Origin of the sequence: Streptomyces sp. NPDC004658 (assembly GCF_040609555.1) — a bacterium.
GTDB lineage: Bacteria > Actinomycetota > Actinomycetes > Streptomycetales > Streptomycetaceae > Streptomyces.
Genome location: NZ_JBEXKG010000001.1, coordinates 16752 through 37832 on the forward strand (window position 1 = coordinate 16752; position 21081 = coordinate 37832).

Below are 21081 nucleotides of genomic sequence, written 5' to 3' on the forward strand. Positions count from 1 at the left end.
GCGGCCATTAGGGTGAGGACATGCCAGCGAGCTATGCCTATCTCGGCCCGGAGGGCACCTTCACCGAGGTCGCTCTGCGCACGCTTCCGGAGGCGGCCACCCGGGAGCTGATCCCGTACGTGTCGGTGCAGTCCGCCCTGGACGCCGTCCGCGCCGGCGAGGCCGAGGCCGCGTTCGTGCCGATCGAAAACTCCGTCGAGGGCGGCATCACCACCACCCTGGACGAGCTGGTCGCGGGCGAGCCACTGATGATCTACCGCGAGGTGCTGCTGTCGATCACCTTCGCGCTGCTGGTCCGCCCCGGCACGAAGCTCGCGGACATCAAGACGGTCTCCGCCCACCCGGCGGCCCAGCCCCAGGTGCGCAACTGGCTGCGCGCGAACCTCCCGGACGCCACCTGGGAGTCGGCGGCCTCCAACGCGGACGCCGCCCGCCTGGTCCAGGAGGGCCGCTACGACGCCGCCTTCGCCGGCGAGTTCGCCGCCGCCCGGTACGGCCTCGAAGCGCTGGAGACCGCGATCCACGACGCGGAGAACGCGCAGACCCGGTTCGTCCTGGTCGGCCGCCCGGCCCGGCCGGCCGCGCCGAGCGGTGCCGACAAGACCTCCGTGGTGCTGTGGCAGCGGGACGACCACCCCGGCGCCCTGCGCGACCTGCTCGGCGAATTCGCCTCACGCGGCATCAACCTCATGCTGCTCCAGTCCCGGCCGACCGGCGCCGGCATCGGCAACTACTGCTTCTGCATCGACGCCGAGGGGCACATCGCCGACCGGCGGATGGCGGAGGCGCTGATGGGGCTGCGGCGCATCTGTCTCCAGGTGCGCTTCCTCGGCTCCTATCCGCGCGCGGACATCGCGCCGGGCGGGGCCCGGCCGCTCCTGCCGGGGACGTCCGACGAGGAGTTCATCGCGGCGGCGGACTGGGTGGCGCGCTGCCAGGACGGCCGGTTCTAGCCGGTCGTACCGTCGGACGAACGTTATCCACAGAAGTTATCCACAGGTTCCCTTCTCGACCTGGGGACAAGTCGACACGGCCGCGCCACCGGGTCGACAAATCGGCCCGGTGGCCCCGGTCCGGGCCACCGGCACCTGACTCACCCTTCGTCCACCCGTTTCCTTCGGTTCATCTTTTGGGGCGACCGTTTTCCACCCGAAAGTGGGCCTCAGTGCGCTTTGAACCAGGAATTCTTTCGTCCGTTCCGGCTTTCCGGAGTGATCAATTCCGAAGTCCACAGATCTTCCACACAGCCTGTGGATAACTCTTCGGAAGGTGCGGAGCGCTGTGGACAACCGGGCCGCCAAATCCCGTTCTCCACAAGGCAGTCGAGTCAACCGGGCGCGCGGGACGTGGTCCATCCCAGGGAGTGAGACACTTTTCCCTTGACGCTCGCCATGACGTACCGACGGCACAACGGAACACGCTCGGCAATTACCGCATAACGGAACGTACGCCGCGAATCAGAACTCCCCGGATGAGTGATTCGTGAGCCGCGACCCCGCACCGGTAGCCTTGCCCTCGTGATTGACCTTCGCCTGCTCCGTGAGGACCCCGACCGTGTGCGCGCGTCCCAGCGCGCCCGTGGAGAGGACGTCGCGCTCGTCGACGCCCTCCTGTCTGCCGACGAGCGGCGCAGGTCCTCCGGCGTCCGCTTCGACGAACTGCGCGCCGAGCAGAAGCAGCTCGGCAAGCTGATCCCCAAGGCCACCGCCGAGGAGAAGGCCGAGCTGCTGGCGCGCGCCGAGCAGCTGAAGGCGGACGTGAAGGCGGCCGACGCCGAGCGCGACGCGGCCGACGCCGAGACCCAGGAGCTGCTGCTCAAGCTCGGCAACCTCGTCCACCCCGACGTGCCCGTCGGCGGCGAGGAGGACTTCGTCACGCTGGAGACGCACGGCACGATCCGCGACTTCGGCGCCGAGGGCTTCGAGCCGAAGGACCACCTGGAGCTGGGCCAGCTGCTCGGCGCGATCGACGTCGAGCGCGGCGCCAAGGTCTCCGGCTCCCGCTTCTACTTCCTCACCGGTGTCGGCGCCCTGCTGGAGCTGGCCCTCGTGAACGCGGCGATCGCCCAGGCCACCGCCGCCGGCTTCACCCCGATGCTCACCCCGGCGCTGGTCCGCCCGCAGTCCATGGCCGGCACCGGCTTCCTCGGCCAGGCCGCCCAGGACGTCTACCACCTCGACAAGGACGACCTCTACCTGGTCGGCACCTCCGAGGTCCCGCTGGCGGCCTACCACATGGACGAGATCATCGACGCGGACCGGCTGCCGCTGCGGTACGCCGGCTTCTCCCCGTGCTTCCGCCGCGAGGCCGGCTCGCACGGCAAGGACACCCGGGGCATCTTCCGGGTGCACCAGTTCGACAAGGTCGAGATGTTCTCGTACGTCGCTCCCGAGGACTCGCAGGCCGAGCACCAGCGCCTGCTGGAGTGGGAGAAGCAGTGGCTGACCTCGCTGGGGCTGCCGTTCCGCGTCATCGACGTGGCCTCCGGTGACCTCGGCTCCTCGGCCGCCCGCAAGTTCGACTGCGAGGCGTGGATCCCGACCCAGGGCAAGTACCGCGAGCTGACCTCCACCTCGGACTGCACCGAGTTCCAGTCCCGCCGGCTGTCCATCCGGGTCCGCGACGGCAAGCAGGTCAAGCCGCTCGCCACCCTCAACGGCACGCTGTGCGCCGTACCGCGCACGATCGTGGCCATCCTGGAGAACCACCAGCAGGCCGACGGCTCCGTCCGGGTCCCCGAGGTGCTGCGCCCCTACCTGGGCGGCCGAGAGGTCCTGGAGCCGGTCGCCAAGTGACCGGATTCCCGTACCGACTGATCGCCACCGACCTCGACGGAACGCTGCTGCGCTCCGACCAGTCGATCTCGCAGCGCACCCGTGACGCGCTCGCCGCGGCCACCGCGGCGGGCGCCGCGCACATCGTCGTCACCGGCCGCGCGGTCCCCTGGACCCGGCCCATCCTGGACGACCTCGGCTACAACGGCCTCGCCGTCTGCGGCCAGGGCGCCCAGGTGTACGACGCCGGGTCCCACCGCCTGCTGACCTCGGTCACCCTGGACCGGCAGCTGGCGGGAGTGGCCCTGGCCAAGATCGAGGCCGAGGTGGGCCCGCTGTACCTGGCGGCCAGCCGGGACGGCCTGGACGGCGAGGTGCTGGTGGGCCCGGGCTACGCGGTCACCGGCAAGCTGCCCGCCACCCCCTTCACGGACGCCTCCGACCTGTGGACGGCGCCCCTGAACAAGATCTACATACAGCATCCGACGATGGGCGACGACGAGTTGGCGGAGGCGGCCCGGCAGGCGGCCGGCGGCTTCGTCACGGTGGCCATGGCGGGCGAGGGCATCGTGGAGCTGCTCCCGCTCGGCCTGTCCAAGGCCACGGGCCTGTCCCTGGCGGCCCGCCGGCTGGGCCTGAAGGCCGCCGACACGATCGCCTTCGGCGACATGCCGAACGACATCCCGATGTTCGCGTGGGCGGCCCGGGGAGTGGCCATGGCCAACGCGCACGAGGAACTGCGGGCGGTGGCCGACGAGATCACGTCCTCCAACGAGGAGGACGGGATCGCGGTCGTGCTGGAGCGGCTGCTCGGCTAGCGGGCCGCCGCGTCAGGGTCGTCGTCAGGGCAGGTAGCGGGCCAGGGCCAGGTACGTCTCGGCGTCCCCGGCGGCCACGATCCGGCCGTCGGCCTGGATCACGACGTCGCGCGCGTGGTCGGCCTCCCCGGGGGTGAAGTCGGTGACCACCTTGCCGTCGCCGTCGAAACCGGTGTCCAGGCTGCCGTTCGTGTCGTAGCGCGCCAGGGCCCAGTCACCGCCGCGGCTGCCGGCAGCGACCAGCTTGCCGTCGGACTGGAGTGCCACGTCATGAGCGCGTGCACTGCCCGCGAACGCCGTCGTCACCTTGCCGTCGCCGTCGAAGCCGGTGTCCAGGGAGCCGTCCGCGTTGAGCCGGGCCAGGGCGAACCGGCTGCTGACGCCGCTGGAGGGGGTGACGTACCCGGCGACCGCCATGTCACCGCCCGGGATGAGCACCAGCCCGTACGCCTGGGCTTCTCCGCTGAAGCTGACGACCCGCTTGCCGTCACCGTCGAACCCGGTGTCCAGGCTGCCGTTGGGGTTGTAGCGGACCAGCGCGAAGGCCGGCCGGTAGCCGGGGTTGCCGAGTCCGACACCGCCGGCGACGACGATCCTGCCGTCGGACTGCAGCGCCACGTCGTGAGCGCTGGAGAAGTCGCCCCCCGAGAAGTGCGTGGTCAGCCGGCCGTCGTCGCTGAAGGTGGGGTCCGGGTCGCCTTCGGAGTCGTAGCGGGCCACCACGATGTCACCGCCGGACTGACCGACGGCCACGATCCGGCCGTCGGGCTGCACGGTGACCGCGGAGGCGTCGGCGGAGCCGTCGGCACCGAAGTCGGTGGTCGTACGGCCGCCGTCGCCGAAGCCGGTGTCCAGATCGCCGTCGGGCTGGTAGCGGGCCACCGTGAACCAGCAGCATCCCTCGGAATCCGGCCGTTGCGAGGTGCCCACGACGACGATCTTCCCGTCGGGTTGCAGGGCGAGCCCGTGGGCCGCGTCATCGCCGTTGAAGTCGGTGACGACGACGCCCCCGTTCCCGAAGCCGCTGTCCAGGCTCCCGTCGGGGTTGTACCGCACCACCACGAAGTCGGCGCCGAAGCCACCGCTGTAGGAACCCCCGAGAACGACCACCTTGCCGTCGTCCTGCACGGCCAGACCGTGCCCCTCCAGCCCGGTGGAGACGTCGAGGTTGACCACCTTTCCGTTCCCGCCGAAGGAGGGGTCGAGGCCGCCGGGGGCGGCATGCGCGGAACCGGGCAGGGCGAGCAGGAGCGCCAGCGCCGCGGCGGCCGCGGTACCGGCCCGGGCGGACAGCGACCGGGGGCCGCGGCGAGGGCCACGGAGAGGGCCGCGGAAAAGGCCATGGAGGAGGGAGAACATGCCCGCACATGCTAGAAGCGTCGAACCTGCCCGTATCAGGACACGCTGACCGTACGGCCGTCCGGGTGCTCTTTCGCCCGACATGCCTCGGCCAGGTGATCCCGCGCGGGAAATACGCTCATACTTCGGTCCGACCCGGCCCGGGGCCAGGGGGGTCGGCCACCGCGGGCGGCCGAGCCCCCGTGGCAACGGCTGGACGGGCGGCCCACGCGAGAGCGACCTCGCGTGCTCGAAGCGGCCGCCCCGGGCGGTGCCCGCCCACCCTCCGCTCCCAGCCGGTGACGCCGGGACGAACCCGGCGGATGGGGCACAACCACTGTGCCCCGCGCCGGAGTTGGACGCCACCGAATAAAACGAACAGACGGACGACCGCTACCGGCGGCGCCACCTGCGGCGCCGCACCCTGCTGAAGAACCAGCCGGCCGGTGGCTCGTCGGAGCGCCACGGCTGCGGCTCGGGTGCCTCGGCCCGCCAGCGCGCGGCGAGCATCCGGGCCCGGGCCGACGGCTCGGAGGTCTCGGCCGCCCGGACGAACGCCTCGTCCAGCACGACGTCGTCCCACCCGTCCTCGCCGGTCCGCTCGCGCCGTTCGTGCCGCGGTTTCTCCTCAGCCATCTCCGGCCTCCCAGCCGTGCGTCCGCTCAGCCCAGTGTGCCCGCGCGGGGGTGAAGGCCCCGTCAAGGCCGGGACTCGTCACTCCTCGCCCGCCAGCGTCAGCGACCGCAGCTTCTGGCCGGCGTACCAGGTGGCCAGGACGGTGACCGCCACCAGCAGCACGGTGGCCGTCGGCAGGCCCACCTCGGAGGTGACCAGATCCCCTCCGGCCATCTTGTGGGCGACGGCCAGCGACCACTGCTGGACGCTCAGCGTGCGCGCGCCCGGCACCAGGGAGCCGAACAGCGCCTCCCAGACCAGGGCGTAGACGAGCCCGAAGACCACCGCGTGCCGGGAGACGGTGCCCAGGAGCAGGAACAGCGCCGAGTAGGCGATGGAGGAGACGAGCGCGGCGACCGTGTAGGCGACCGCGATCTGCTGGCCGTTGCCGTTCAGGATCAGGCCGGCGATCAGGGTCGGCACCGCCGAGAAGACCATGGTGACGGCGATGGCGACGATCAGCTTGGTGAAGATGATCGTGGGACGCTTGAGCGGCTTGGACAGCAGGTAGACGACGGAGCCGTCGTCGATCTCCGGGCCGATCGCGCCGGTTCCCGCGATGACACCGATGATCGGCACCATGGTGGCGAGCGCGAAGCCGCCGAGGACGTCCGAGGCCGTCTGGTCGTCGGCTCCGGTCAGGGCGCGGACGGCCACGGAGATCACGATGAGCAGCAGCGGCAGCGCGCCGAGGATGAGGGCCCGGCGGCGGCCGAGCAGGGCCCGGTAGGTGAGCCGGGCGACGGTGGGGTCGTACATCTTCGGCCTCCTACGCCGCGACCAGGTACGAGAAGACGGACTCCAGGGACTCGTCGGACGGCGAGACCGTGAGGAGCCGGATGCCGTGGTCCCTGGCGACCTTCGGCAGCAGGGCGGTGAAGCGGCCGAAGTCGACGGCCTGGACGCGCAGGGCGCCCTCGGCGTGGTCGACCTCGATGCCGGCCGTCGACGGATCGGCGATCAGCGCCGCCGCGAGGGCCCGGTCGTCGCTGGAGCGGACCAGGTAGCGGTGCGGGCGGTCGGTCATCAGGCGGCGGATCCTGCGGAAGTCACCGCTGGCCGCGTGCCGTCCGGCGACGACGACCTCGATGTGCCGGGCGAGCTGCTCGACCTCTTCGAGGATGTGCGAGGAGAACAGCACCGTGCGGCCCTCGTCGCCCATCTTGCGCAGCAGGTCCATGAGCTGCATGCGCTGGCGCGGGTCCATGCCGTTGAACGGCTCGTCCAGCAGGAGCAGCGACGGATCGTGGACCAGGGCGCTGGCCATCTTCACGCGCTGCCGCATGCCCTTGGAGTACGTGGAGATCTTCCGGTCCTGGGCGTACTCCATCTCGACCGTGGCGAGGGCGCGCTGGGCGGCCTTGTCGCCGAGGCCGTGCAGTTCGGCGTTGGCGACGACGAATTCACGGCCGGTGAGGAAGTCGTACATCGCCTCCCGCTCGGGGACGATGCCGATGTGCCGGTAGATCTCCTCGTTGCGCCACACCGGCTGTCCGTCGAGGGTGACCGTGCCGGTGGAGGGGGCGAGGAAGCCGCCCATCATGTTGATGAGGGTGGACTTCCCGGCGCCGTTGGGGCCGAGCAGACCGGTGACGCCGGGGCCGATGGTCATGGTGATGTCGTTGACGGCGACCACGTTGCCGAACCAGCGGGAGACGTGGTCGATGCTGAGTGTGGTCACAGGCCCACCTTCGTGTAGCGCCGCACCAGGAGGCCGTAGCAGGCCGTGATGAGTCCGAGGACGACGAGGACGTGGACCAGGCCCTGGGCGGTGCTCGGGTCGACCCCGCCGGGGGCCCGGGTGGTCGCGCCCAGGAACGCCGACTGCACCCCGTCGATGAGCGTGACCGGCGAGAACAGGCCGATCCACGGGATGGCGCCGGTGCTGCCCTGGGTATCGGCGATGGCCTGGAGCGTGGTGACCGCGCCGTAGGAGATGGTCAGTACGGCGATCACGGCGGCGATGCCGAAGCCGCGGCGCGGCGTGAACGCGGCGATGACCAGGCCGATGCCGGAGAAGAGCAGTGAGAGCAGGGCCACGGAGACGAGTCCTTCGGCGAATCCCTTGGTCTGGTCGGCGAAGTCCAGCTTGGCCAGCAGCGCACCCACGTAGAGCACGACGAGCGGTGCGGCGGTCAGGATGAACAGCGCCGAGGCGAGCGCCGCGAACTTGGCGCGGACGTAGTCGGCGGTCTCGATGGGCCGCGAGAAGTACAGCGGCACGGTCTTGAAGCGCAGGTCGCGGGAGACCGCCTGGGGCGCCTGGGAGGCGACGTACAGGCTGATCACGGCCTGCATGATGATCGCGTACCGGGTGTAGGACACCGGCAGTTCGTGCGCCTTGGTGGCGACGGCGACGGCCACCATGATGGCCGCGGGCACGCACATCACCGCGAACAGCAGCATCGGCAGCACCTTGGACTTCACCGAGCGGCCGAGGCCGTAGGCGCCGCGCAGGGACTGCGAGTAGAGCGAGCGGCGGGCGTAGGCGCGGCCGAGGCGGGGGCCGTCGTAGCCGCGGTAGCCGATGTCGTGGATGCGGGACTGGTCGGCGCCGGCCATCGCCGGCGTGGGCTGCTCAACCGCCATGGCCGACGGCCTCCTTCCGCTGTTCGTCGCTGCTGGTGAACACCTCGGAGATGTGGTGCCGGCGCTGCTCCATGCGGACCAGGCCGAGGCCGAGGTCGGCGACCACGTCCCGGACGAGGTCGTAGGTCTCGTCGCCCGTGGCGGTCAGCAGCAGGATGTGTCCGGCGCCGGGCAGGCCGCCGGCCTCCGCGTGCGTGTCCACACCGCGCGCGTGGAGCGCGTCGCGGACCGCGCGGGTGCCGTCCGGGTGGGTTTCGCTGTCGGTGACCTCGATCGCGAGGGTGGTCGTGGTCTGGGTGAAGTCGGTGGTGGAGCTGGAGCGCAGGAGCTTGCCGCCGTCGATGACGACGACGTGGTCGCAGGTGCGTTCCAGCTCGCCGAGCAGGTGCGAGGTGACGAGGACCGAGATGCCGAAGTCGGTGTGGATGCGGCGGATCAGGCCGAGCATCTCGTCGCGGCCGACCGGGTCGAGGCCGTTGGTCGGCTCGTCGAGGAAGACCAGCTGGGGGTCGTGCACCAGCGCCTGGGCGAGCTTCACCCGCTGCTTCATGCCGGTCGAGTAGCCGCCGATGGGGCGGTACCGCTCCTCGTACAGCCCGACGTGGCGCAGGGTGTCGGCGGTGCGCTCGCGGGCGGCGGCCGGCGGCAGGCCGGACATGCGGGCCATGTGGACGACGAACTCGGTGGCCGAGACGTCGGGCGGCAGGCAGTCGTGCTCCGGCATGTACCCGACGCGCTCGCGGATGGCGGCGCCCTTGGTGGCGACGTCCAGGCCGAGCACCTCGGCGTGGCCCTCCGTGGCGGGGGACAGCCCCAGCAGGATCTTGATCAGGGTGGACTTGCCGGCGCCATTGGCCCCGACGAGTCCGGTCACACCGGCTCCGATGTCCACGGACAGCCGGTCGAGCGCGGTCACCCGGGGGAACCGCTTGCTCAGGCTTTCGGTCGCGATCACAGTCACGTCGTCGACGGTAGTGACGCGGACCACGTCCGTCGTCAGACCGAAGGGCCGTCTTGGCGTCAGCCTCCAGGTGTAGGGGTTCCGTAAGGGGCCCCCTCCTTGAGAGGTACGGAGCGCCTGTTGACGCCGGATCTAACAAGTGCCAGATTCTGCGGTGTCAGGTTACGGACACGTACCGCGATGGTGGGCGGGGTGGCATGGCGACGGCGGCGGCCAGGGAGCACTGGGCCAGGCTGCGCGGTTTCCGGGGCCCGGTCCAGGGCCCGCCGGGCTACGCCAACCGGCACCGCGCCTCCCCCTGCGGAGTGACCGCCCCCGAGGTGGACCGGGTGCGGCAGTGCCGCTGGTCGCCGCCGTGGTCGCCGTACCGCTTCCCTGACCGCCGCCTCGGCTTGCGGGGGACGGGCGCGCAGTTCGAGGAGATCCTGGTGGTCACCGGCTCCCGGGACCCCGGAAAGAGCACGTTCCGGCTGGACGACGATCCGCCGCACACGCGGCGCTGGGCGGAGGGGAAGTGACCTTGAAGGGTGCACGCGAGCGCTGGGTGCGCACGGGCGGGGTCGAGCTGTGCGTGGCCGAGCTGGGCGACCCCGGCCGGCCGACGGTGATGCTCGTGCACGGCTACCCCGACAGCAAGGAGGTCTGGTCCCGGGTCGCCGTACGGCTCGCCGACCGCTTCCACGTCGTCCTCTACGACGTCCGGGGCCACGGCCGCTCCACGGCACCCCGGCCGCTGCGCGGCGGCTTCACCCTGGCCAAGCTCACCGACGACTTCCTGGCCGTCGCGGACGCGGTCAGCCCGGACCGGCCGGTGCACCTCGTCGGGCACGACTGGGGCTCGGTGCAGTCCTGGGAGTTCGTCACGGTGGGCCGCACCCAGGGCCGCATCGCCTCCTTCACCTCGATCTCCGGGCCGTCCCTCGACCACTTCGGGCACTGGATCGACGCGCGCGTGAAGCGCCCCACGCCCCGCAGGGCGGGCCAGCTCCTCGGCCAGGGCGCCAAGTCCTGGTACGTGTACCTGCTGCACACCCCGGCCCTGCCGGAACTGGCCTGGCGCGGCCCCCTCGGCAAGCGCTGGCCGAAGATCCTGGAGCGGGCCGAGCGGGTCACCGGCGGCGACTACCCGACCGCCTCGCTGTCCGAGGACGCCGCGCACGGCGCCTGGCTGTACCGGGACAACGTCCGCGCGCGGCTGCGCAGGCCGCGCCCGGACGCGTACGCGCACGCGCCCGTGCAGCTCATCGTCCCCGAGGACGACGCGTTCCTCTCCGAGCGGCTGTACGACGACCTGGACCGGTGGGTGCCCCGGCTGACCCGCCGCACGCTCCCGGCCGGGCACTGGGTCCCGCGCACGCGTCCCGACCAGGTGGCCGCCTGGATCGAGGAGTTCGCGACCGCCGTCGAGGGCGGCCGTCCCGCCCCGCGGCCCACCGGGCGCCACGCCGACCGGTTCGCCGGCCGGCTGGTGCTGGTCACCGGCGCGGGCGGCGGGATCGGCAGGGCCACGGCGCTCGCCTTCGCCGAGGCGGGCGCGCGCGTGATCGCCGTCGACCGCGACGCCGAGGCCGCCGCCCGCACCGCCGAGCTGTCCCGGCGGGCCGGCGCGCCCGAGGCCTGGGCCGAGCCGGCCGACGTCTCCGACGAGCAGGCCATGGAGAAGCTCGCGGAGAAGGTCCACCAGGCGTACGGCGTGCTGGACGTGCTGGTCAACAACGCGGGCATCGGTCTGTCGGGCTCCTTCTTCGCCACGACGCCCGACGACTGGCGCAAGGTGCTGGACGTGAACCTGTGGGGAGTGATCCACGGCTGCCGGCTCTTCGGCGCGCGGATGGCCGAGCGCGACCAGGGCGGCCACATCGTCAACGTGGCCTCGGCCGCCGCCTACCAGCCCTCGCGCGCACTGCCCGCCTACAGCACCTCCAAGGCCGCGGTCCTGATGCTCTCCGAGTGCCTGCGCGCCGAGCTGGCCGCCCGGAACATCGGCGTCACGGCGGTCTGCCCGGGGTTCGTCAACACCGGCATCACCTCCACGGCCCGCTTCGCCGGTGTCGACGAGGAGGAACAACGCCGCCGCCGGCGCAGGGCGGCCCGCCTGTACGGTCTGCGCAACTACCCACCGGAGAAGGTGGCCGGCGCGATCCTGGACGCGGTGGCCGGCGACAAGGCGGTGGCCCCGGTGACCCCGGAGGCCCGCGGCGCCCGCCTGTTGTCCCGCTTCGCTCCGGGGCTGCTGCGGCGGATCGCGCGGGTGGAACCGAGGTGGTGACGCGTGGGGGTGCCGAATGCCGCACCGAGCACGCCAGTTGTCCACAGCTTCGCCAATTCCCCTGTGGATAACCGCACTTGGTTGTGGATCAAACCTCGGAGCGAAAACAACCTGCGTGATCCGCGTCTCTCCCGCACGCTGGACCCATGGACGAACGCCGCACCGTGAAGGTGTCGAAGTACCTCTCCAGACACCTGCGCCACCAGCCCGGAAGGATCGGGATCACGCCGGACCCGGGCGGCTGGGTGGAGATCGACACGCTGCTCGCCGCGGCCGCCGCCCACGGGTTCGCGGTCACCCGCGAGGAGCTGGACCACGTGGTCGCCGCGAACGACAAACGGCGTTTCGCCGTCGAGGACGGCAGGATCCGCGCCAGCCAGGGCCACAGCATCGACGTCGACCTCGGCCTGCCCCCGGCGACCCCACCGCCGTACCTGTACCACGGCACGGTCGCCCGCCACCTGGACGCGATCCGCGCGGAGGGCCTGCGTCCCATGAACCGGCACGCCGTGCACCTCTCCGCCGACCGGGAGACCGCCACCCGCGTCGGCGCCCGCCGGGGCAGGCCCGTGGTGCTGTCCGTGGACTCCGGCGCGATGCACCGCGACGGCCATGTCTTCCACATCAGCGCCAACGGCGTCTGGCTGACCGCGACCGTGCCGCCGCGCTACCTCCGCTTCCCCGGCCCGCACTGAGCGCCCGCGGGGCGAGCGGCTGTGCCGTGAGCGCCCATGCGGCCGGCGCGCGCTGAGCCTCCGTACCGCGAGCGCCCCGGCCGCGAGCACCCGTGCGGTGAGCCTCTGCGCCGCTGGACCGCGCCGGGCACTCCCTTGTCGCCGGCCCGCACCGAGCGCTCCGTGAGCACCGGCCCGCACACGGTGACCGTTTCGCCCGTCGTCAGCGGGGCCGCTTAACCTCGGACCCATGAGTCTGCGTCTGAGCACCGTGATCCTGCCGTACCGCCGCTGGCACGAGGGTGGCCGCTCGGCCTGGGTGCGCGCCGAGCAGCTCGGCTTCCACACGGCGTACACCTACGACCACCTGTCCTGGCGCAGCTTCCGGGACGGCCCCTGGTTCGGCGCGATCCCGACGCTGACGGCCGCCGCGGCGGCCACCGACCGGCTGCGCCTCGGCACGCTGGTCACCTCGCCGAACTTCCGCCACCCGGTGACCCTCGCCAAGGAACTCATCTCGCTGGACGACATCTCCGGCGGCCGGGTCACCCTCGGCATCGGCGCGGGCGGCACCGGCTTCGACGCCACCGCCCTCGGCCAGGAGCCATGGACCCCGCGGGAGCGCGCCGACCGGTTCGCCGAGTTCGTCCCCCTGCTCGAACGGCTCCTCACCGAGGACGCGGTGTCGTCCGAGGGCCGTTTCTACTCGGCGCACGAGGCCCGGAACATCCCGGGCTGTGTGCAGCGGCCCCGGCTTCCCTTCGCCGTGGCCGCCACCGGCCCGCGCGGCCTGCGGCTCGCCGCGCGCCACGGCCAGGCGTGGGTGACCACCGGTGATCCCAAGCTGTACGAGACCGGCACGCCGGAGCAGTCCGTCGCCGCCCTGCGCGGTCAGATCGGCAAGCTGGCCGAGGCCTGCGAGGCCGCCGGGCGGGACATCGCCGGGCTGGACAAGGTCCTGCTCACCGGCTTCACCCCGGACCGCGCCCGGCCGCTCGCGTCCCTGGACGCCTTCGTGGACTTCGCCGGCCGGCACCGGGAACTGGGCTTCACCGAGATCGTGATCCACTGGCCCGTCCCGGACTCCGACTTCGCCGCCGACGAGAAGGTCTTCGAGCGGATCGCCATGGAAGCCCTCGCCCAGCTGGACTGACCCCCGGACCGACCGCCCGCGGCGGCGGCCCTGAGGGTCGCCTGTGTCTCATCTGCGCGGACTCCCGCACGGTCGTGCGGAGGCCTGGGTGAGAATGACCGGGTGACCTCAGCGACCAGACAGCCCGGGACCCCTGCCGCCGCCCTGCCGCCGCGGCTGATCGCCACCGACCTGGACGGCACTCTGCTGCGCGACGACAAGTCGGTCTCCCCACGGACCGTCGCCGCGCTGGCCGCCGCCGAGGAGGCCGGTATCGAGGTCTTCTTCGTCACCGGCCGGCCGGCCCGCTGGATGGACGTGGTGAGCGACCACGTCCACGGCCACGGCCTGGCGATCTGCGGCAACGGCGCCGCCGTGGTCGACCTGCACGGCGGGCCCGGCGCCCACCGGTTCGTGAAGGTCCGCGAGCTGGCCCGGGACAACGCGCTGAAGGCCGTACAGCTGCTGCGCGATGCGGCGCCCGGCACGGTGTTCGCGGTCGAGCAGACGTACGGCTTCCACCAGGAGCCGGACTATCCCAAGCTGCACATGGAGATACCCGACCATCTCCTGCCCGCCGAGAAGCTGCTCGCACCCGACGGCCCCGACGCCGACCAGCCCGTGCTCAAGATCCTCGCCTACCACCCGTCCCTCGACCCCGACGCGTTCCTGACCCTGGCCCGGCTGGCCGTCGGCGAGCACGCCAACGTGACCCGGTCCAGCCCCAGCGCCCTGCTGGAGCTCAGCGGCCCCGGCGTGTCCAAGGCCAGCACCCTCGCCCTGTGCTGCGCCGAGCGCGGCATCTCGCACGAGGAGGTCGTGGCCTTCGGGGACATGCCCAACGACGTCGAGATGCTGACCTGGGCCGGCCAGTCCTACGCGATGGGCAACGCCCACCCGGACGTCATCGCCGCCGCCTCGGGCCGCACGGTCGCCAACAACGACGACGGCGTGGCGGTGGTGATCGAGCACCTGCTCGCCGACCGCGTGCGGTAGCGCTCCGCGCAGGTCACGGCCGCCCGGCAGGCCGACGGACCCGGCACGCGCAGCCGGCTCCGCCCAGCCCCGGCACGAGGCCCGCCGCCCCCGGCGGCCACCGGGGGCGTCAGCCCACCCCCACGAGCGACTCCGCCTCGGCCTCCCGGCGCGCCATCTCCCGCAGCGGCCCCTCCTCGGTGAGCAGCCGCTCGTACGGTCCTCGCTGCACCACGCGGCCCGCGTCCAGCACGATCACCTCGTCCACCGCGTCGAGCCCCGCCAGCCGGTGGGTGATCAGCAGTGTCGTACGGCCCTCCGTGGCGGTCAGCAGATCGGCGGTCAGCGCGTCCGCCGTCGGAAGATCCAGGTGCTCGGCGGGCTCGTCCAGGACCAGCACGGGGAAACCCGCCAGCAGCGCGCGGGCCAGCGCCAGCCGCTGCCGCTGCCCGCCGGACAGCCGTGCCCCGTGCTCGCCGACCAGCGTGTCCAGGCCGTCGGGCAGCGCCTCCACCCAGTCGAGCAGCCGGGCCCGGGCCAGCGCCCCGCGCAGGTCGGCCTCGGTGGCGTCCTTCCTGGCCAGGAGCAGGTTCTCACGCACCGAACTGTCGAAGAGATGCGCGTCCTGCGCGCACAGCCCCACGAATCGCCGTACGTCGTCCCCGTCCAGCGCGCACGCGTCCACACCGGCGAGCGTGTACGAGCCCGCCTCCGGGTCGAGGAACCGCAGCAGCACCTGGGCGAGGGTCGTCTTGCCGGAGCCGGACGCCCCCACCACCGCCACGCGGCGCCCCTCCTCCAGCGTCAGGTCCAGCCCGGCGAGCGCCTCGCGCCGCTGTCCCGCGTGCCGCGCGGCCACGCCCCTGACGACCAGCGGGAACGGCGAGGCGGGCGCCTGCCGGGGCGAGCCCGGCTCCCGCACGGGCTCCGGGGCGTCCAGGACCTCGTACACCCGCTCCGCGCTGCGCCGCACCCGCTGCCGGTACCGCGCGGCGAGCGGCAGCCCCAGTACGGCCTCGAAGGCGGCCAGGGGGGTCAGGACGACCACGGCCATCGCCACGCCGCTCAGCCGGTCGGCCGCCACCGCCTGGGCGCCGAACGCCGCCGTGGCCGTGACGGTCAGCCCGGAGATCAGCGCGGTGAGCCCGTCCCCGAGCCCGGTGACGGCGGCGGCGCGCGCGGCGATCCGGGTCAGGGTGCCGTCGGCCCGCCGGGCCGCGTCGGTACGGGCCGGCAGCGCACCGGCCACGGTCAGCTCGGCCATACCGGTGAGCAGGTCGGTCACGCGGGTCGCGAGCACTCCCCTGGCGGGTGCCAGCCGCCGCTCGGTCCGCCGGGCCGCGGTCGCGGTCAGCAGGGGGACACCGGCACCGGCCGCCAGCAGGCCGGCCGCGAGGACGGCTCCGGCCTCGGGCAGCAGCCATGCCGTGAAGCCGACGGAGGCCGCGGACACGGCGAGGGCCACTCCGGCGGGCAGCAGCCAGCGCAGCCAGTAGTCCTGGAGCGCGTCCACGTCCGCGACCAGCCGGGTGAGCAGATCACCGCGTCGCGCGCCGCGCAGCCCTGCGGGAGCCAGGCGCTCCAGCCGCCGGTACACCGCGACACGGGTGTCGGCCAGCATCCGCAGAACGGCGTCGTGCGACACCAGCCGCTCGGCGTACCGGAAGACCGCCCGCCCGATCCCGAACGCCCGGGTCGCGGTCACGGCCACCATCAGGTACAGCACCGGGGGCTGCTGAGAGGCCCGCGAGATGAGCCAGCCGGAGGTCGCCATGAGCCCCACGGCACTCCCCAGCGCGAGACTCCCCAGCACCAGGGCCCCGAGCAACCGCCCCCGCCTTTTGCCACCCGTCCCCCGGACCCGCCGCAGCACGCCGGCCCCGGCCCGCCGCTCCGGCTCCGGCCCGCCGTCCAGCCCACCGGGCCGGTCCCCGGCCGGCTCACCGTCCGGCCCATCGAGTCGGGTGACGGCTGGGCGAGGGCGGGGGTCCACGGGAAGGGGTCCCCTGGTGGGCCCACTGCGTCCCGGGGGCGAGACAACCCCGGCACCACCGAGCCGTACCACCCGGTCAGCCGCCCCCAGCAATGCAGGCCGGTGCACGACGAGCACCACGGTCCGCCCCGCCGCGAGCCTGCGCACCGCGGCCACGACCTCCCCCTCGGTCTCCCCGTCCAGCGCAGCCGTCGGCTCATCCAGCAGCAGCACGGGCCGATCGGCGAGAAACGCCCGGGCCAACGCCAGCCGCTGCCGCTGGCCCGCCGACAGCCCCGCCCCGTCCTCCCCGAGCACGGTGTCGGCCCCGTCCGGCAGCGCCGCCACAAAGTCCCACGCCCCCGCGTCCCGCAACGCCCGCCGCACGGCATCCTCGTCGGCGTCAGGCCGAGCCAGCCGCACGTTCTCCGCGATCGTCCCGGCGTACAGGTGCGGCCTCTGCGGCACCCACGCGATCCGCGACCGCCATTCCGCCAGATCGAGCCCGGCAAGATCCGCGCCCCCGATCCGCACCCGCCCCTCGGTGGGCCGTACGAACCCCAGCAACACGCTCAGCAGCGTCGACTTGCCCACCCCGCTCGGCCCGACCAGCGCGACGGTCTCGCCAGGCCCGACGGTGAACGACACATCGGTCACCGCATCCGAGGAGCGGCCCGGATACCGGACGGTGACCCCCTCGAAGGCCAGCCCGCCCGTCGGCACCGCACCGCTGCCGGACTCCGGCACGGCCGTCTCCAGCACGGTGAAGATCTCCTCCGCCGCGGCGAGCCCCTCCGCCGCCGCGTGGTACTGCGCACCCACCTGCCGCAGCGGCAGATACGCCTCGGGGGCCAGCACGAGGATCATCAGACCGATGGAGAGATCCATGTCGCCGTGGACGAGCCGCATCCCGATCGTCACGGCGACCAGTGCGACCGACAGCGTGGCCAGCAACTCCAGCGCGAACGAGGAGAGGAAGGCGATCCGCAGCGTCCTCAGAGTGGCCTGCCGGTATTCCCCGGTGATCCGCCGGATGGACGCGGCCTGTGCCTTGGCCCGGCCGAACACCTTCAGCGTGGGCAGTCCCGCGACCACGTCCAGGAAGTGGCCGGACAACCGGGACAGCAACCGCCACTGACGGTCCATCCGGGACTGGGTGGCCCAGCCGATCAGCATCATGAAGACCGGAATCAGCGGCAGGGTGCAGACGATGATCGCCGCGGACACCCAGTCCTCGGTGACGATCCGGGCCAGCACCGCCACGGGCACGACCACAGCGAGCCCCAACTGCGGCAGGTAGCGCGAGAAGTAGTCGTCCAGGGCGTCGACCCCACGCGTGGCCAAGGTGACCAGCGAGCCGGTCCGTTGCCCGCTCAGCCACCCCGGACCGAGCGCCGCCGCACGGTCGAGCAGCCGCCCGCGCAACTCCGACTTCACGGCCGCGCTGGCGCGATGGGCCGCTAGTTCGGTGAGCCACGCGACCATCGACCGACCGACGGCCACAGCGGCCAACAACAGCAGCGGAGTGCGCAGTTCGGCGACCGACTGGCCATGCTGGAACGCTCCGACGACGATCTCGGCGACAAGCATGGCCTGAGCGATGACCAGACCGGCGCCGACGGCCCCCAGGGCGATGACCGCGACGAGGAAGAGACGGGTGGCGCGGGCGTAGCGCAGGAGGCGGGGGTCGATTGGTTTCACGTGAAACAGGCCCTTCGGTACCGAGGGTGCTGTTTCACGTGAAACGGCACCCTCGGCGGACTCAGTGCGCGGCGCCGGCCGCAGCGTCAGGAGCGATGTGCTGCGTACCGATCCGCTTGCGGAAGACCCAGTAGGTCCAGCTTTGGTAGAGCAGAACGAGCGGTGTGGCGATCGCCGCGCACCACGTCATGATCTTCAGGGTGTACGGGCTCGACGAGGCGTTGGTGACCGTCAGGCTCCAGTCCGCGTTCAGGGTGGACGGCATGACGTTCGGGAAGAGCGACAGGAAGAGCATCGCCACGACCGCCACGATGGTGACGCCCGACAGGGCGAACGACCATCCCTCTCGTCCGGCCTGGTTGGCCACGAGAGCCGCCACCAGGGCGACGACGGCCACGATCAGAGCCACCAGACTCTTGCCGTCACCACTGTCGGCCTGCGTCCACAACAGGAAGGCGAGCGCCACGACGGCCGCGACCAGACCGACCCACCGGGCCAGCTTCCGGGCCCGCACCCGGATCTCCCCGACCGTCTTGAGCGCGGTGAAGACCGCTCCATGGAAGGTGAACAGCGTGAGCGTCACCAGACCGCCGAGCAGGGCGTAGGGGTTGAGCAGGTCTCCGATGCTGCCGACGTACTCGAAGTTCCGGTCGAGCTTCACCCCTCGCACGATGTTCCCGAAGGCGACCCCCCAGAGGAAGGCCGGGAGCAGCGAGGTCCAGAAGATCGCCGTCTCCCAGTTGCGCTGCCAGTTCTCCTCCGGCCGCTTGGCCCGGTACTCGAAGGCGACCCCCCGGACGATCAGGCAGACCAGGATGAGGAGCAGGGGCAGGTAGAAGCCGGAGAAGAGGGTGGCGTACCACTCGGGGAACGCGGCGAAGGTCGCGCCGCCCGCGGTGAGCAGCCAGACCTCGTTGCCGTCCCAGACCGGGCCGATGGTGTTGATCAGCACCCGGCGCTCGGGCCGGTTGCGGGCCAGCAGCTTGGTGAGGATGCCGACCCCGAAGTCGAATCCCTCCAGGAAGAAGTAGCCGGTCCACAGGACGGCGATCAGGACGAACCAGACGTCGTGAAGTTCCATGACTGTTCCCTCGGCCTAGTACGAGAAGGCCATCGGCTTGTCGGCGTCACGGGTGTCGCCGCCGATCTTCGTGGGCGGGTTGAGGTCGGCCTCGGTCAGCTCGGGCGGGCCGGCCTTGACGTACTTCGCGAGCAGCTTGACCTCGACCACGGCGAGGATGGCGTACAGCGCGGTGAAGACGGTCATCGAGGTGAGGACCTCGGCCTGGGAGACGCCGGGGGAGACCGCGTCCCGGGTCTGCAGGACGCCGTACACGACCCAGGGCTGACGGCCCATCTCGGTGAAGATCCAGCCCCACGAGTTGGCGATCAGCGGGAAGGCGAGGGTCCAGGTCGCGATGCGCCAGTACCAGGGGGTGAGCGTCGGGCTGAGCGCCTTGTTCTTGAACAGCACCAGGTGTGGGACCTCGTCCTCGCCGACCCTCAGGGCTTGCGGCAGCATGAACTTCTTCCGGGTCAGCCAGAGCCCGGCCAGCCCGATGGCGAAGGAGGCCATGCCGAAACCGATCATCCAGCGGAAGCCCCAGAAGGCGACGGGGATGTTGGGCCGGTAGTCACCGGGCCCGAACTTCTGCTGCTCGGCCTTGTTCACGTCGTTGATGCCGGGCACGTACGAGGTGAAGCTGTCATCGGCGAGGAAGGACAGCAGACCCGGGATCTCGATGGCCACGGTGTTGTGGCCCTTGTCCACGTCGCCATAGGCGAAGATCGAGAACGGCGCCGGCTTCTGGCCGTCCCACAGCGCCTCGGCGGCGGCCATCTTCATCGGCTGCTGCTTGAACATCACCTTGCCGAGGGTGTCGCCGCTGACCGCGGTGAGCAGGCCGGCGATGACCACGGTGACCAGGCCGAGCCGCAGCGAGGTCTTCATCTCGCGGATGTGCTTCTTGCGGGCCAGGTGGTAGGCGGAGATGCCCACCATGAAGGCACCACCGGTCAGGAAGGCCGCGGACAGGGTGTGGAAGGCCTGGCTGAGAGCGGTGTTCTGGGTCAGCACGGCCCAGAAGTCGGTCAGCTCGGCCCGCCCCCTGGCCTTGTCGATCTTGTAGCCGACCGGGTGCTGCATCCAGGAGTTCGCCGCGAGGATGAAGTACGCCGACAGGATCGTGCCGATCGAGACCATCCAGATGCAGGCCAGGTGGATCTTCTTGGGCAGCTTGTCCCACCCGAAGATCCACAGGCCGATGAAGGTGGACTCGAAGAAGAACGCGATCAGCGCCTCGAAGGCGAGCGGGGCGCCGAAGATGTCCCCGACGAAGCGTGAGTAGTCGGACCAGTTCATGCCGAACTGGAACTCCTGCACGATGCCGGTGACCACACCCATCGCGATGTTGATCAGGAAGAGCTTGCCCCAGAACTTCGTCGCCCTGAGGTACTTCTCCTTCTCCGTGCGCACCCAGGCCGTCTGCAGCCCGGCCGTGAGCGCGGCCAGGGAGATCGTCAGCGGAACGAACAGGAAGTGGTAGACGGTGGTGATGCCGAACTGCCAGCGCGCCAGTGTCTCCGGCGCCAAAGCCAGGTCCACGTCGTCACTCTCCTTACTACGGCGTGGTACAGCGGCGGTTCGCCCCTTTTGCTGCATACATAAGGAGCAAACGGGACGCGCTTGTGAACGCGTTCACATTCACAAGCCATTATGACGCACTGATTTTCAGCCTGCGGAGGGGGGTCCCCCCTCCGCCGTCACGTCAAGGTCTTGGCAGCGACTTCAACATCTTGTTGAATTTCCCGCCATGCAGATACGCATCTCCTGGCCCGCGGGCAACGTCACCGCGACCCTCGACGCGACCACCCCGACAGCCCAGGCTCTGGCCAAGGCGCTACCCCTCGCTTCGACCGCGCGCACATGGGGTGAGGAGGTGTATTTCGACACAGGCGTCTCGGTTTCACGTGAAACGGACGCGCGACAGATCGTGGAACCAGGCACGGTGGCCTTCTGGACGGACGGCGACGCACTCGCCCTCCCCTACGGCCCCACGCCGATCTCGCGAGGCGAGGAGTGCCGCCTCGCGAGCCCGTGCAATGTTCTCGGCAGCGTGGAGGGGGACGCCGACCTGCTGGCGACCGTACCCGACGGCGACCCCATCCGGGTGGAGCTGATCGACGAATAGGGCTGCCGCCGG

General features: G+C 71.6%; 17 protein-coding genes and 1 pseudogene. 9 read left to right on the plus strand and 9 right to left on the minus strand.

Translation table 11 applies throughout. The annotated features are described in order from the left end of the window. Positions 1 to 20: 20 nt before the first annotated feature. The 3 genes from pheA to ABZV94_RS00095 all read left to right on the plus strand — a co-directional run bounded on the left by pheA (position 21) and on the right by ABZV94_RS00095 (position 3592). Positions 21 to 953 carry a prephenate dehydratase gene (gene pheA / locus ABZV94_RS00085; RefSeq protein WP_356335513.1) on the plus strand — a complete coding sequence of 311 codons (933 nt, stop codon included), beginning with the start codon at positions 21 to 23 and terminating at the stop codon, positions 951 to 953. 564 nt (positions 954 to 1517) lie between these two features. Further along, positions 1518 to 2795: a serine--tRNA ligase gene (serS, locus tag ABZV94_RS00090; protein ID WP_356335516.1), complete on the plus strand. Its 1278-nt coding sequence runs from the start codon at positions 1518 to 1520 to the stop codon at positions 2793 to 2795. Next, entirely contained in the window at positions 2792 to 3592 is an 801-nt protein-coding gene (locus ABZV94_RS00095; protein WP_356335518.1) for an HAD family hydrolase, read from the plus strand. Before serS ends, ABZV94_RS00095 begins: the two co-directional genes overlap by 4 nt. A 24-nt stretch (positions 3593 to 3616) precedes the next feature. Here the strand turns inward: ABZV94_RS00095 and ABZV94_RS00100 are convergent, their stop codons facing one another. The 6 genes from ABZV94_RS00100 to ABZV94_RS00125 form a co-directional block, all read right to left on the minus strand. Continuing rightward, on the minus strand, positions 3617 to 4951 hold the full coding sequence (locus ABZV94_RS00100; protein WP_356335520.1) for a hypothetical protein: 1335 nt from the start codon (positions 4949 to 4951) through the stop codon (positions 3617 to 3619). 372 nt (positions 4952 to 5323) lie between these two features. Then, on the minus strand, positions 5324 to 5566 hold the full coding sequence (locus ABZV94_RS00105; RefSeq protein WP_356335522.1) for a hypothetical protein: 243 nt from the start codon (positions 5564 to 5566) through the stop codon (positions 5324 to 5326). A gap of 78 nt (positions 5567 to 5644) precedes the next feature. Next, positions 5645 to 6364, minus strand: coding sequence for an ABC transporter permease (locus tag ABZV94_RS00110; protein ID WP_103813629.1), 720 nt, complete (start codon positions 6362 to 6364; stop codon positions 5645 to 5647). A 10-nt stretch (positions 6365 to 6374) separates the two neighbouring features. After that, on the minus strand, positions 6375 to 7286 hold the full coding sequence (locus tag ABZV94_RS00115; protein WP_356335524.1) for an ABC transporter ATP-binding protein: 912 nt from the start codon (positions 7284 to 7286) through the stop codon (positions 6375 to 6377). Next, positions 7283 to 8194 (minus strand): ABC transporter permease, encoded by a 912-nt coding sequence (locus tag ABZV94_RS00120; RefSeq protein ID WP_356335527.1) that lies wholly within the window; start codon positions 8192 to 8194, stop codon positions 7283 to 7285. The genes ABZV94_RS00115 and ABZV94_RS00120 overlap by 4 nt, the downstream gene beginning before the upstream one ends. Continuing rightward, positions 8184 to 9149: an ABC transporter ATP-binding protein gene (locus ABZV94_RS00125; protein WP_356335953.1), complete on the minus strand. Its 966-nt coding sequence runs from the start codon at positions 9147 to 9149 to the stop codon at positions 8184 to 8186. The genes ABZV94_RS00120 and ABZV94_RS00125 overlap by 11 nt, the downstream gene beginning before the upstream one ends. A 275-nt stretch (positions 9150 to 9424) precedes the next feature. Between ABZV94_RS00125 and ABZV94_RS00130 the strand changes: the two are divergent. The 5 genes and pseudogenes from ABZV94_RS00130 to ABZV94_RS00150 all read left to right on the plus strand — a co-directional run. Continuing rightward, a pseudogene (locus tag ABZV94_RS00130) lies at positions 9425 to 9673 on the plus strand (Xaa-Pro aminopeptidase); the annotation flags it as partial. Then, complete coding sequence (locus ABZV94_RS00135; protein ID WP_356335529.1) at positions 9670 to 11424, plus strand: SDR family oxidoreductase; 1755 nt, start codon at positions 9670 to 9672, stop codon at positions 11422 to 11424. The pseudogene ABZV94_RS00130 and the gene ABZV94_RS00135, both read left to right, overlap by 4 nt. 146 nt (positions 11425 to 11570) lie before the next feature. Then, positions 11571 to 12119 (plus strand): RNA 2'-phosphotransferase, encoded by a 549-nt coding sequence (locus tag ABZV94_RS00140; RefSeq protein WP_356335531.1) that lies wholly within the window; start codon positions 11571 to 11573, stop codon positions 12117 to 12119. Positions 12120 to 12348: 229 nt separating this feature from the next. Further along, positions 12349 to 13251, plus strand: coding sequence for an LLM class flavin-dependent oxidoreductase (locus ABZV94_RS00145; protein WP_356335533.1), 903 nt, complete (start codon positions 12349 to 12351; stop codon positions 13249 to 13251). Between the two features lie 102 nt (positions 13252 to 13353). Next, positions 13354 to 14226 carry a Cof-type HAD-IIB family hydrolase gene (locus tag ABZV94_RS00150; protein ID WP_356335534.1) on the plus strand — a complete coding sequence of 291 codons (873 nt, stop codon included), beginning with the start codon at positions 13354 to 13356 and terminating at the stop codon, positions 14224 to 14226. Between the two features lie 109 nt (positions 14227 to 14335). Here ABZV94_RS00150 and cydD read toward each other — a convergent pair whose 3' ends face one another. From cydD to ABZV94_RS00165, 3 genes are all read right to left on the minus strand, one after another. Further along, positions 14336 to 17878: a thiol reductant ABC exporter subunit CydD gene (cydD, locus tag ABZV94_RS00155; RefSeq protein WP_356335536.1), complete on the minus strand. Its 3543-nt coding sequence runs from the start codon at positions 17876 to 17878 to the stop codon at positions 14336 to 14338. Between the two features lie 61 nt (positions 17879 to 17939). Next, positions 17940 to 18959: a cytochrome d ubiquinol oxidase subunit II gene (cydB, locus tag ABZV94_RS00160; protein WP_356335538.1), complete on the minus strand. Its 1020-nt coding sequence runs from the start codon at positions 18957 to 18959 to the stop codon at positions 17940 to 17942. Positions 18960 to 18974: 15 nt separating this feature from the next. Further along, the gene (locus ABZV94_RS00165) at positions 18975 to 20483 is read right to left on the minus strand and encodes a cytochrome ubiquinol oxidase subunit I (protein ID WP_356335540.1); all 1509 of its coding nucleotides are present in this window, start codon (positions 20481 to 20483) and stop codon (positions 18975 to 18977) included. Between the two features lie 208 nt (positions 20484 to 20691). Here ABZV94_RS00165 and ABZV94_RS00170 point away from each other — a divergent pair, with 208 nt between their 5' ends. After that, complete coding sequence (locus ABZV94_RS00170) at positions 20692 to 21069, plus strand: cyclophilin-like fold protein (RefSeq protein ID WP_356335542.1); 378 nt, start codon at positions 20692 to 20694, stop codon at positions 21067 to 21069. The last annotated feature ends 12 nt before the right edge of the window (positions 21070 to 21081 follow it).

Bases quoted from the DNA above. Each gene is read 5' to 3' on its own strand.
- ABZV94_RS00170 (WP_356335542.1), top strand. From the start codon at position 20,692: ATGCAGATACGCATCTCCTGGCCCGCGGGCAACGTCACCGCGACCCTC.
- ABZV94_RS00120 (WP_356335527.1), bottom strand. From the start codon at position 8,194: ATGGCGGTTGAGCAGCCCACGCCGGCGATGGCCGGCGCCGACCAGTCC.
- cydB (WP_356335538.1), bottom strand. From the start codon at position 18,959: ATGGAACTTCACGACGTCTGGTTCGTCCTGATCGCCGTCCTGTGGACC.
- ABZV94_RS00110 (WP_103813629.1), bottom strand. From the start codon at position 6,364: ATGTACGACCCCACCGTCGCCCGGCTCACCTACCGGGCCCTGCTCGGC.
- ABZV94_RS00145 (WP_356335533.1), top strand. From the start codon at position 12,349: ATGAGTCTGCGTCTGAGCACCGTGATCCTGCCGTACCGCCGCTGGCAC.
- ABZV94_RS00100 (WP_356335520.1), bottom strand. From the start codon at position 4,951: ATGTTCTCCCTCCTCCATGGCCTTTTCCGCGGCCCTCTCCGTGGCCCT.
- ABZV94_RS00140 (WP_356335531.1), top strand. From the start codon at position 11,571: ATGGACGAACGCCGCACCGTGAAGGTGTCGAAGTACCTCTCCAGACAC.
- ABZV94_RS00105 (WP_356335522.1), bottom strand. From the start codon at position 5,566: ATGGCTGAGGAGAAACCGCGGCACGAACGGCGCGAGCGGACCGGCGAG.
- pheA (WP_356335513.1), top strand. From the start codon at position 21: ATGCCAGCGAGCTATGCCTATCTCGGCCCGGAGGGCACCTTCACCGAG.